The organism is Novipirellula rosea, from assembly GCF_039541335.1.
Taxonomy (GTDB): domain Bacteria; phylum Planctomycetota; class Planctomycetia; order Pirellulales; family Pirellulaceae; genus Novipirellula; species Novipirellula rosea.
Map to the genome: position 1 here is coordinate 592280 of NZ_BAABGA010000120.1, position 11872 is coordinate 604151.

Sequence of the window (11872 nt, forward strand, 5' to 3'; positions counted from 1 at the left end):
TATTACTGCCTGAATTGATTGTCCAAAGCACAGATGCTTTTTCAAATCATAGTTGGCTTCGCCAATCACCAGGCCTTCGCAAGGATGCTTTCGCGATGGAAATGAACTGTTGGACAACCAAGTCCACCGCATCTCTGATGCTGATGATGGGTCTTGTCTTAACTAGCCCCGGGTCTGTTGTAAAAGCAGACGGACCGGTTCAGTTGACATCGAACCAATCGATGGCGTCCCATAGTATTTCTCAGACGGTGGAACGTTTCGAGATGCTGGTCAAAAGCAGTCGCATTTTGACATTGGAAGATCGCATTCCTAAATTCCAAGTGCATAACGAGGAAGTGATCGGAGCGACTCCGGTTTCGCAAAATCAGATTCAAATTTTCGCGAAGGTTCCCGGAACGACTCAGTTGAATCTCTGGGATACCAACGACAAACTCTATACTGTCGACGTGACGGTGCTTGCAGACGCTCGCGAGGTCGAAGGGATTTTGAGTTCCCAGTTGCCGTTTGCATCGCTCAAAGTCATGCCGATCAATGACAGTGCCATTATTTCAGGAACGGTCACCAGCGTTGATGACGTTGACCGTGCCGTCGCGATTGTCGAACAGTTCTATTCGACCGTGGTCAACAACATCAAAGTTGTTGGCGTACAGCAAGTCCTGCTGCATACCAAGATCATGGAGATTTCACGTACCAAGTTCCGTGATCTCGGAATTGACTTGGCGATCCTTGATTCGGGAAACCTGTTCGTCAACGCCCCCGGCGGGTTGATCAATGCCTCGGCGAGTACGATCTCGGGCGGGGTGATTCACGCGGGTGACCAAGCCAATGCGAGCGTGTTGACCGGCGACTTTAGTGCACTGATCAAAGCCCTTCGCCAAGACGACTTGGTCAAACTGTTGGCGGAACCCACAGTGGTGGCCACCCACGGACGCCCTGCTCGTTTCATCGTTGGTGGTAAAGTGCCCTACATTGTTCCCTCGGGCAACGGTGCGGTCTCGGTCCGTTACGAAGAGTACGGAACCTCGGTTGACTTCTTGCCGTTCGTGGTCGGCCCTGGGCGAATTCGCTTGGAAGTGCGTCCCGAGGTCAGCGAAGTGGACCCCTCGCGTTCGATCATCAACGAATCAACTCAAGTGTTCGCGTTCACGCATCGCTATGTCGAAACAGCGGTCGAGCTGCAAGCCGGACAAACGTTTGCCTTGGCCGGGTTGTTGCAAACACGTACCGAGGCGACGCGTCGCGCCACTCCGTTCTTCGGCGAACTGCCTTACATCGGAACGTTCTTTCGCCGCATCAACGAACGTCGCAACGATATCGAACTGCTTGTCACGGTGACTCCGGAAGTGGTCGCCGCGATGGATCCTTGTGAAGCACCCGCAGGCGGTCCTGGTTTGAACTCGGGTTCGCCTAACGACAAAGAGTTCTACTTGCGAGGCTTCTTGGAAGTACCGAACTTGAAAGGTGACAACTGTGGCGACGAGATCAACGCCTGTAACGATGTCCAGGGCTTTAGCATTGACCCATCGTACGGCGGACAAGTTCTCGGTGGAAATTCGCACCAATTCGACCAAGAAATCTTGCGTCATCCTGGTTTGCCCGAGGGGGCGATTGTGCCCGGGGCAACCCCAACCGTCATCGGTGATGGCGTGACCGTGGTGTCGCCACAAAACTAAAGCGACGCAATCGCGGTGGTCGCGTTAGACCACCGCGAAATAGATCGAGCGACAATTCCGTCGCGGTAAGAAATTCAGAATGAATTCATGTCAGTGGATAGGTCGTTATGAGTAATGTTCTAAGAATTGCCCTTGTTGATCCAAATGATACATCCCGCAATCAGCTCAAGGGGATGCTCGTGGGGATGGACACGGTGTGGCTTGAGGCAGATTGCTCTCGTTATGAGTTCTACCCTGATGTCGTCGAGCAAACCAATCCGGACGCGGGAGTTGTCGCACTTGATGCCAATCCCGACAAAGCGATCGAATTGATCCAGCGGCTTTCGACCTCGGCGCCCGAGACGTCGCTGCTGGCTGTCAGCGAAAGCACCGATGGGCATTTGATCCTTCGCACGATTCGCGCCGGTGCGAAAGAATTCCTGACGCTGCCGCTCACAAAAGAAGAACTCAGCAGCACGCTGGATCGCATCAGCCAGCAAAAGTTCGGAGCCAACGAAGGTGGCAGCCGGCCGTGTGAAGTGATCGCGGTTGCCGGAGCTACCGGTGGTGTCGGCACGACAAGCACCGCAGTGAATCTGGGGTGTGTGTTAGCAGCCGATCCTCAAAACAGTGTCGCACTGGTCGATCTTGATCTTGCCCTGGGGGACGCGGATGTCTTTTTGGACTCGATCCCCGACTACACTTTAGCCGACGTTGTTCAGAATATCGCTCGCTTAGACATTCAGCTGCTCAAGCGATCGTTAACAAAACATAGCAGTGGATTGTACTTGTTGCCTCGACCGGTCGAACTTCATGACACCGAGTCAATCAACGGGGACAGCATTCGCAAAGTCATTGGGCTGCTGAAGGCTTCGTTCACTCACCTGGTGATCGATCTCTCGAAGACGTACAGCCAAGTGGACATTGCCGCGATGCAGTGTGCCAGCCGAATCGTTCTCGTCACTCAGCTCGACTTACCGTGTTTGCGGAATGTCGTGCGTTTGATGATGAGTTTTGAAGAAATGGACAACTTGCAGGACAAGGTTGAAATCATCGTCAACCGTGCGGGTTTGGACTCGGGGCAAATCAGTCTGAAGAAGGCCAAAGAGACGCTCGGCCGCGAGATCTTTGCGTTGCTGCCAAACGACTATCGCACGATGGTCGAAGTCCGTAATAACGGCGTACCCTTGATCATCCAGGCGCCCAAGGCCGCGATCACTCAGTCGATCCGAGATCTGGCGGCAAAGCTCGACAGCAAAACGCATGCTCCGGCCGAAGAGAAAGAGGTCGCCGAGAAACCAGCCGCCAACAAGTGGAAGAAATTCTGGCCCGGGGCGGCCAAGGCGTAACTTTCGACGTGGCCGGGCGTTGACCCCCGCTACGCTTGCGATTCGATCCAATTGACAAGGGTGCGAACCATCACCCCGGTGGCACCTGCATCGCGGTGCGGTTTGGGCGAATCGACAAACGCAGGACCTGCAATGTCGATGTGAACCCACGGGGTGTCGCCGACAAAGTTCTCGAGGAACTTGGCCGCCGTAATGGCACCTCCCCAGCGACCTTCGCCTACGTTTTTGATGTCGGCGACCTTGCTCTTGACCTTTTCATCGTACAGGTCGAACATGGGCAATTGCCAAACGGGTTCGCCTTCGGTCTTCGCGGCTTGCGAAACCGCATCACACAGAGGTTGATCGTTGGTCATCAATCCGGCCACCTCCATGCCCAACGCGACCATGCACGCGCCGGTCAACGTGGCCAAGTCAACGATGCTGGCAGGAGCGTTTTCGCGAGTCACATCCAGTGTGTCCGCTAACACCACGCGGCCTTCGGCATCGGTGTTCAGGATCTCGATCGTTTTGCCGCTGCGGGTTTTAATCACATCGCCCAGTTTGTAGCTTGTGCCGCTGATCATGTTTTCAGCCAATCCGCAAACGCCGATCACGTTTCGTTTGACCCCGAGCTGAGCGACCGCTTGCATCACGCCAAGCACCGTCGCAGCGCCGGCCATGTCGCATTTCATATCGACCATGCCGTCGCTGGGTTTGATCGACAAACCGCCACTATCAAACGTGACCCCTTTACCCACGATGGCAATCGGAGCTTCATCACCCCCTCCTTGATGACGAAGGATTACGATTCGCGGAGGGCGAGCCGAACCTGCACCGACGGCAAGGATCGCGCGGCAATTTTCGGCTTCGAGTTTTGTTTCGTCCCAAACTTCGATGCTCAATTCCGATGCTTCGGCCACCTTGCTCGCTTGCGCAGCAAAGGTTTCGGGATAAATCACCCCGGCAGGTTCGTTCACCAAGCGGCGAGTTTGGTTGATCGCGTGGCCGATGATCTTGCCTCGTTCGATCGCTTCTTGCGAAATTCCCGAGAAGCGAATCGCAGCGGGCACATGCGCGCTCGGATCGGATTGATAGATCGCCAGGTTTTCGCAAGCACAAAGGGCGCCGGCCACAATCGCATCATGGGTCGATGGATCAAAACACTCACCCAGCGCAATATCAACTTGGTCCAGCGAGTTGTTGGTGATCGACCGAATCGCAATTGCGGCGATCTCAAATGCGTCCACGCGATTGCTGCGAGTGTCGTCGCCGGTACCAATAAGTAGCACAACCGGGGGGCCATCGTTGTTGGCCGGAACCAGTTTGTTGACCTTGCCTCGTTTACATGAAATCGCACCACGTTTGCGCAGGCGATCGATCCAGCCCTCGCCCGCCTCGTTCAGTCGAGTCAAGGTGGCCGAATCCTGCGGCTTACCCGAAATTCCTACAATCAACACGTCGGTGGACGCATCAGATGCATCGGTGAGTCGGCTGACATGGGGCGACGGAAGCGGAAGACTTTCAAGCATCGGTTTTCAGGGGTTTGTAAGGCAATGGGACGCAGGCACTTTCCGTGTGACAGCTGCTGGGGCGGTCGAGCATGATTCCTGATCGACCGGTGTTAGTCTAAAGACATCTCGCCGGTTATCCTAGCTAGCCAGTAATCTTTGGGGGGGGCAATCATTTTGGGGAGCCCGTCATCCTCGCAGACCCTCTGATCGCCGTAGACCCGTCGCTGATGCGGGGGCGGTTGCTCGCTCGGACCTTTGTTCTACAACTACTGCAGATTCCTCCTGCTCGATTTGAAAGCTGATTGTGAAGCACCGTAGCACTCAAGATGTTGTCGAGGATTTACGCCGTGACGGACGTTTGATCGAGGTCACCGATCCGGTCGATCCTGATTTGGAGATGGCAGAGATTCAGCGACGTGTTTACGCTCGCGGAGGACCTGGCATCCTGTTTTCGAATGTGGTGGGGTCACGATTCCCCATGGCATCCAATCTGTTCGGGACGCTGGAACAGGCTCGCTATCTGTTTCGAGACACGCTCGAATCGGTTCGCCGGCTCATCGAACTGAAATTGGATCCGTCGGCACTTCCCAAGCGACCGCTGCGTTACGCGGGCGTTCCCTGGACCGCGCTGCATACGTTGCCAAAATCGGTCTCCCGCGGCGCGGTGATGGCGAATCAGTGCCGTGTTTCGGAGCTGCCGCAATTGAAGTGCTGGCCCGATGACGGGGGAGCCTTTGTCACGTTGCCGCAAGTGCTGAGTGAGGATCCGGCTGCACCCCGAGATCTGATGAAAGTCAATCTGGGCATGTACCGGATCCAGATTTCGGGAAACAAGTACCAAGCGGATCGAGAGATTGGGTTGCACTATCAGATTCATCGTGGCATCGGTGTCCATCATCGTGCGGCACTCGATCGCAATGAGCCGCTACGAGTCGCCATCACTGTGGGTGGTTCGCCAGCGATGACGCTTGCCGCGGTGATGCCGTTGCCCGAAGGATTGACCGAATTGATCTTTGCCGGGGCGCTGTCGGGGCGACGCATCGCAATGGTGCGAGGCAATCATGCACCGGTCTATGCCGATGCCGATTTTGCCATCGTGGGGACCATTGATCCGGCGCGGACGAAACCTGAAGGCCCGTTTGGTGATCATCTCGGGTACTACAGCTTGGAACATCCTTTCCCGTTGATGCATGTCGAGCACGTGTGGCACCGCAATGGAGCGATTTGGCCGTTTACCGTCGTCGGTCGACCGCCTCAGGAAGACACCACGTTCGGTCAATTGATTCATGAATTGACCGATCCGATCATTCCAACGGTGATCCCCGGTGTCAAAGCGGTGCATGCCGTGGACGCCGCCGGCGTGCATCCTTTACTGTTAGCGATTGGCAGCGAACGCTACATGCCGTATCTGGAACGCCAAGAGCCTCAGGAATTGCTGACTCAAGCCAACGCGATCCTCGGCAACGGACAGCTATCGCTTGCCAAGTACCTGTGGATCACCGACGACCCCTCGGCCCAACTTGACATTCATCACATCGAACCGTTTTTTCAACATGTCCTCAAACGCGTGGATTGGCGACGCGATTTACATTTCCATACGCGAACGACGATCGATACGCTTGACTACAGCGGCAGCGGGCTCAATCGCGGCTCGAAGTTAGTCGTCGCTGCCTCGGGCGATCCGGTTCGCGAACTAGCGGCTGAGTGGCCAAACGACGTTTCATTGCCGGAACCGTTTTCGCAACCACGCCGCGTGATGCCAGGCGTGTTTGCAATCGAGTCGCCGGAGTACTCGAGCGATGGAAATTCGAACGAGGTTGCTCGGCTTGCCGAGGCGATGGGCCAATGGAAGGACAGACATCGCGATTGTCTCGCCGGGGTGATGATCCTTACCTTGGTGGATGACAGTGCGTTTGCCGCCGCATCGCTTTCAAATTGGTTGTGGACCACCTTTACCCGCAGCAATCCCGCCGTGGACGTTGCCGGCGTGCAGCCTTCGCTGATCGACAAACACTGGGGCTGTAGCGGGCCGCTGATTATCGATGCCCGCGTTAAACCGTCGCATGCACCGCCGCTGATCGAAGATCCCAAAACCACCGCCAAAGTCGATGCGCGGGCAGCGCGAGGCGGACCGCTAGCAAAGTATTTGTAAAGCTTTTCTCGACTTTTTTATGAGAATGATGCTCTCTAGCGTTACGAAGCATGCAACGTCGTCGACGTTCGTATTGTCATGCTATCGCTCGATTCGTAGGATTGCGGAAGGTGAGGGCCAGCCATCCGAGGCTGAGCTCGGCATTTAGCATCCTGTGATGCGAGCGCGATCTGCGGTTTCACGCAAAGCAGCAATCTGGCGTGATCAAGATCAACCGTAATCGGCTCAACCCCAATGACTCCAATGGCGGCGACATGGAAGTGAACACGGCCCCCGTTAGCACGACCCCTGTAAGCACGCCCCCTGTAAGCACAGCCCAGTGGGTCGAACAGCAAACCAAGCGTTTGGATGCGCAGCCGATCGTCGGTTACTTTCCCGGAGATCCTCCGTCGGCCGAGTCCGTTGCGTTTGCGGCGCTGGCGGCATGTGCCTATCGGCGTCCTGCCGCAGCGGCAACCGCATGTCGACGGCTATTGGATTCGCAGCTCGGTGACGGTTCCGTTGCGGTATGGCTTGATGACAAGGGACCGTTTTGGCCCACCTCGCTTGCCTGTATCGCGTGGCGGCGTTTCGAGAAACAATGGCCTGAACAAGCAAAATCATGGTGCCGCGATGCCTACGAAAAAGGGCTGGATTATCTCCTGAATTGTGGCGGCGAAAAAATCGCTCGCAATGAAATCATTGGTCATGACACCGAATTGGTCGGATGGCCTTGGGTCCTAGGAACCCATTCTTGGATCGAACCGACCGCGATGGCGGTGCTCGCGATGCGACATTGTGACCGTGCAAATCATCCACGCGCGATCGAAGCGACGAAGTTGCTGCTGGATCGCCAATTACCCAGTGGTGGTGCAAACTATGGAAACACGTTTGTGCTTGGCCAAGTACTGCGTCCGCATGTGCTGCCCAGTGCGATGTGTGTCGTTGCCCTGCACCGTATCACGCCCGTTCCCGATGGGCTTGCCACAACGGTGCGCTACTTGCAACAAGAGCTGAATCGTCCGATTGCAGCCACGTCACTTGCCTGGACCATCCATGCATTGGTGTCAGCAGCCTGGGATTCAGGAACCGGTTTTGAACTCGAGTTCGACTGGCCGCTTCGTTCGGCGATCCAGCGATTGCAATCGATGGGCGAGAATCCCCATCGGCAGAACCAAATGATGTTGGCGGCGCGGTTTCGCGAATCACCGCTGCTCGACTTGCCACCGCTGCAAGTCGTTCGACCTACCGAAGGGACCGGCAAATGAGTCAATCCAATGATCCGATCGACCCGACGCCCCAGCAGGACCGTCGCGGTTTTCTCGTCTCGGGAGCCGTCGTGGCCGCTGGCGCTGCGGGCGTGGCGTACTGGAACCGACAATCGCGGCCGAATTCGTCGGTGTTTATCGCGCGAAATCAGAAATACGACGGCGAGCTTGTACGCACGATTCGCGAGGGGTTGATCGCTTGCGAATTTGATCCCGGCTGGGTCACGGGAAAACGTGTTTTGCTGAAACCTAACCTAGTCGAGCCATCACGGCTTGCACCCCATATGACGACGCACCCAGCGATGATCCAGGCCGCTGCGGAGGTGTTTCGTGGCTGGAATGCCGAAGTGACGGTCGGCGAAGGTCCCGGGCACGTTCGTGATACCGAGCAAGCATTGCTCGATTCCGGTGTGATGGAAGCACTGCACGATGCCAAACTTTCCTTTGCCGATCTGAATTACCAACAGGTCCGTGCGGTGGGAAACGTGGGCCGCGCCTGCGCACTGAAGCAATTTTATTTCCCACAAGCGGTGATCGAAGCGGACTTGGTCGTCAGCATGCCAAAGATGAAAACGCATCATTGGATGGGAATGACCGGAGCGATGAAAAATCTGTATGGCGTGATCCCGGGATGCAAATACGGATGGCCCAAAAATGTGTTGCATTTCAATGGCATTCCGCAAACCGTGTTCGACATTAATTCCTCGGTTGGCCGAACGATAACGATCGTCGATGGGATTGATTGTATGGAAGGCGACGGCCCCATTTTGGGGACGAAAAAGTCGATGGGGTTGGTGTTGGTCGGTCAAAATTTAACCGCCGTCGACTCCACGCTCTGCCGGATCATGGATATCTTACCCGAACGTATTCCTTATCTTGCACTCGCCGCTGACAAGCTCGGACCGGTAAGCGAATCCCAGATCACCCAGCGTGGTGAATCATGGCGTCCGCTCGTGGATCCGTTTTTGCTGCTAGATCGAGATCACTTGCGAGGTTTGCGAGCCGCCAAAACGCACTTCGTCACTTAAAAACAAGCATGTCATTCCCTGAGCCCACCGCCGTGCCGCGGCCATCCCCGGCATTTGCCCGCGTCTTTGACTGTCCCAATCCAGTCGCCTTGGTTACCGGCAGCGGTGCACCGCGAGTCGGTCGTGCGATCGCGATGGCGTTGGCCCAGCAGGGGTGCCGCATCGCGCTGCACGCTAACACCAGCACGGACAAGGCGTCGCAAGCGGCTGCGGAAATCACGCGGCGTTTCGGCAGCGAAGCAATCGTGACCTGTGGGGCGCTGCAGCACGATGGGGTGGCCGATCGCATTGTCGAAGAAACACATTCACAATTCGGTCGCATCGATGTGTTGGTCAATTCGGCTGCGATTTGGCAGCCGACGCGATTCGAAGACGTGACATCCGACGAAGTGCGACGCTATTTCGAAATCAATGCTCTGGGGTCCTTTTTGTGTGCCCGAGCGGCGGGGTTGAAAATGGTGTCGCAGCCCTCCGGCGGATCGATCGTGAACATCGGGGATTGGGCTACCGTGCGGCCGTACCTCGATCACGCCGCCTATTTCCCTAGCAAAGGATCGATCGAGGTGATGACTCGTTCGCTGGCGGTCGAGCTAGGACACCGCAATCGACGTGTGCGTGTCAACTGCATCCATCCGGGGCCCGTGCTGCTTTCGCAGGACGTGAGCGAATCGCATCAGCAGAAGCTCGCCGCCAGCACATTGGTCGGCAAGATCGGTACGCCTGAGAACATCGCTCACGCAGTCCAGTTTTTCTGTGAAAACGACTTTGTCACCGGCGTCTGTTTACCCGTGGATGGGGGACGCAGTATCTTTGCTCCCGATGGACTGCAAGTCGGTATGAACACCGGCTAATCTGAACACCGGGTAAATCGTTGGTTGCAAACGACGCTGCACGATCGATGCAGCGGTCGCGACGGGTTCTACAGCAGGCGGGACGAATATTTCGCGGACAGACTTTCGCTTGCGTCGCTCAGTACAATGCCCGCTGCTTCGTGTTGTCTCGCGACCCGTTCTGAAGCCGCCAGCCGCACAGCGCGAACTGCCGCATCCGCGATTCGTTGGCCTCGCCACAGCACGCCGACGTAAATCATGCCATCGAGCTCCGCCGGCGCGTCGGGGCCGAGATGCCCGGTCACCGCAACGGCCAAGTCGGCTTCGGATGTTTGCTCGAGCACGTTCTTGGCCAACTCCATCGTCACTAACGCACTGACCGCCGTATGTTTTTCGATCAAACTTGCAGCAATGTTTAACCACTGCGTCTTCGTTTGCTCGCGGTACACCACCGCGGAACCGCAAAGCCAGTTTGATATTCCCGGTACCGAGGCGAGCGTTGCAGAGACTAGCCCCGCAGTACAGCTTTCGGCAAACACAATTCGCTTTTCGTTCTTGGCAAGTCCATCCGCCAAGGTGCGAGCATGGTTGAGAATATTCATCGAGCGATTTTATTAGTGCATCTAAAGGGAACGAGGTTGTGGTTTATCCTAGGGACCAACCGGCACGTGGCTCGCGGCGAAGGAATGGCTCGGCTTCAGGGCATCCGACGCACTCCATTGTCTCGCGATTCCAAGTGATCTTTTTGCCCACGCGATAGGCCACATTGCCGAGATGGTTGGCTTCGGTCAACGGGCCGGCGTAGCTGGCAAACGGGCTGCCGGTTTCGCCTTCGCCGCGACACGCCTGCAACCACTCTTGGTGATGACCCGGCGAATCAGCGATAAAAGGTTCGGGGCGTTTGAATTCGGCAAAATCTGACTCGGGCAAAAGGACGTGTTTTCCATAATCGGACAACAGCATCCCTTTGCTGCCGACAAACAAAACGCCGCTGCCCCATTGCGGAATGGCTTTCTGTGTCCACAGTTCGGGCTTATGAGTCCCCTGGTACCAGCTCAACGTGACCGGCGGCAATTTGCCTCGCGATCCGTATTGGTAAACCGTCGTCATCGATGCCGGCGCGATTTCCGGATGCGGCGGAAGCCCAAACGACTCGACGGTCTGCGGCGCATCTAGTTTGAGGGCCCAGAAGGGAAGATCGTTCCAGTGCGAACCAAGGTCAGACATTGTGCCGTTGCCAAAATCCCACCACCGATACCAGTTCGGGCCGGGGAAATAGACCTCGTGGAACGGGCGTTTCGGAGCCGGGCCAAGCCACAGGTCCCAGTCCAGATGAGCGGGCGGTTTCATCGCATCTCGAGGGCGGCTGTCCACGAACAAGCGGTCGCGGTGTTTTTCTGCGTCCGCTTTGGATTGGTAGCCCCACGCTCGGGATACCCAGACATGCGCTTCGCTGACGTCACCGATCGCACCGCTTTGAATCAATTCAACGACGCGGCGATAGTTCCCCGATGCATGGATTTGCGTTCCCATCTGAGTGACGACGCCCGCTTTGGCTGCGGCTTCTGCAATACGACGGGTTTCGTAAACGTTGTAAGCGAGCGGCTTTTCGCAGTAAACATGTTTGCCCAGTTGCAGTGCTGGCATCGTGGCATAGGCATGCGTGTGTTCGGTCGTGCTGACGACGACCGCATCGATATCGTTTCCGATCGCGTCGTACATCTTGCGAAAATCAGTGAACTTTCTCGCCGTGGTAAATCGTGTAGCGGCATGATCGACAAACCTGGAATCGACATCACACAGCCCGACAACATCCACCGCTCCGCTTGACGAGATCGCGGAAAGATTGGCACCCCCACGACCTCCGACGCCGACAAACGCGACCTTCATTCGGTCGTTCGCGGATAATGCCAACAAGGGACGCGATGTTGCGACTGCGGCGGCGCCTGCGATCGATCCCGCGAGTAGATGTCGACGATTAAAGTGCAACGGTTGGTTCATGGAATCACTTTCTCAATGCCAGGAAGGAAATGAAGGTGGGATCGCGCAACCGGTTTGCGGAGTGCAGGTGGAGGTCATCTCCAGCGCCGTTCTGCAAACTCGTTTGGCGACACTCGCGCCGAC

Annotated in this window: 9 protein-coding genes; 6 read left to right on the forward strand and 3 right to left on the reverse strand. The window is 56.4% G+C overall.

Translation table 11 applies throughout. The features are described 5' to 3' along the window. The first annotated feature begins 221 nt into the window (after window positions 1-221). Window positions 222-1673, forward strand: a complete 1452-nt coding sequence (locus ABD971_RS34335) for a type II and III secretion system protein family protein (RefSeq protein ID WP_339936603.1) — start codon at window positions 222-224, stop codon at window positions 1671-1673. A 107-nt stretch (window positions 1674-1780) separates the two neighbouring features. Continuing rightward, the gene (locus ABD971_RS34340; protein WP_339936605.1) at window positions 1781-3001 is read left to right on the forward strand and encodes a nucleotide-binding protein; all 1221 of its coding nucleotides are present in this window, start codon (window positions 1781-1783) and stop codon (window positions 2999-3001) included. A 29-nt stretch (window positions 3002-3030) separates the two neighbouring features. On the opposite strand, the gene ABD971_RS34345 is transcribed toward ABD971_RS34340, so the two are convergent. After that, complete coding sequence (locus ABD971_RS34345) at window positions 3031-4509, reverse strand: leucyl aminopeptidase (protein WP_339936607.1); 1479 nt, start codon at window positions 4507-4509, stop codon at window positions 3031-3033. Window positions 4510-4795: 286 nt separating this feature from the next. Between ABD971_RS34345 and ABD971_RS34350 the strand changes: the two genes are divergently transcribed. The 4 genes from ABD971_RS34350 to ABD971_RS34365 all read left to right on the forward strand — a co-directional run bounded on the left by ABD971_RS34350 (window position 4796) and on the right by ABD971_RS34365 (window position 9769). Then, complete coding sequence (locus ABD971_RS34350; protein WP_345328298.1) at window positions 4796-6643, forward strand: UbiD family decarboxylase; 1848 nt, start codon at window positions 4796-4798, stop codon at window positions 6641-6643. 200 nt (window positions 6644-6843) lie between these two features. Then, window positions 6844-7890 (forward strand): hypothetical protein, encoded by a 1047-nt coding sequence (locus tag ABD971_RS34355; protein WP_345328299.1) that lies wholly within the window; start codon window positions 6844-6846, stop codon window positions 7888-7890. Next, window positions 7887-8918, forward strand: a complete 1032-nt coding sequence (locus tag ABD971_RS34360) for a DUF362 domain-containing protein (protein ID WP_339936612.1) — start codon at window positions 7887-7889, stop codon at window positions 8916-8918. Before ABD971_RS34355 ends, ABD971_RS34360 begins: the two co-directional genes overlap by 4 nt. 8 nt (window positions 8919-8926) lie before the next feature. Next, window positions 8927-9769 carry an SDR family NAD(P)-dependent oxidoreductase gene (locus tag ABD971_RS34365; protein ID WP_345328301.1) on the forward strand — a complete coding sequence of 281 codons (843 nt, stop codon included), beginning with the start codon at window positions 8927-8929 and terminating at the stop codon, window positions 9767-9769. Window positions 9770-9837: 68 nt separating this feature from the next. On the opposite strand, the gene ABD971_RS34370 is transcribed toward ABD971_RS34365, so the two are convergent. Further along, a complete protein-coding gene (locus tag ABD971_RS34370; RefSeq protein WP_339941399.1) occupies window positions 9838-10350 on the reverse strand; it encodes a CinA family protein in 513 nt (170 codons plus the stop codon). 43 nt (window positions 10351-10393) lie between these two features. Then, entirely contained in the window at window positions 10394-11749 is a 1356-nt protein-coding gene (locus ABD971_RS34375) for a Gfo/Idh/MocA family protein (protein ID WP_345328302.1), read from the reverse strand. Window positions 11750-11872 lie beyond the last annotated feature (123 nt).

Excerpts from the sequence above, each read along its gene's own strand:
- ABD971_RS34345 (WP_339936607.1), bottom strand. The coding sequence starts at position 4,509 with ATGCTTGAAAGTCTTCCGCTTCCGTCGCCCCATGTCAGCCGACTCACC.
- ABD971_RS34370 (WP_339941399.1), bottom strand. The coding sequence starts at position 10,350 with ATGAATATTCTCAACCATGCTCGCACCTTGGCGGATGGACTTGCCAAG.
- ABD971_RS34360 (WP_339936612.1), top strand. The coding sequence starts at position 7,887 with ATGAGTCAATCCAATGATCCGATCGACCCGACGCCCCAGCAGGACCGT.
- ABD971_RS34375 (WP_345328302.1), bottom strand. The coding sequence starts at position 11,749 with ATGAACCAACCGTTGCACTTTAATCGTCGACATCTACTCGCGGGATCG.
- ABD971_RS34340 (WP_339936605.1), top strand. The coding sequence starts at position 1,781 with ATGAGTAATGTTCTAAGAATTGCCCTTGTTGATCCAAATGATACATCC.
- ABD971_RS34335 (WP_339936603.1), top strand. The coding sequence starts at position 222 with ATGGCGTCCCATAGTATTTCTCAGACGGTGGAACGTTTCGAGATGCTG.
- ABD971_RS34365 (WP_345328301.1), top strand. The coding sequence starts at position 8,927 with ATGTCATTCCCTGAGCCCACCGCCGTGCCGCGGCCATCCCCGGCATTT.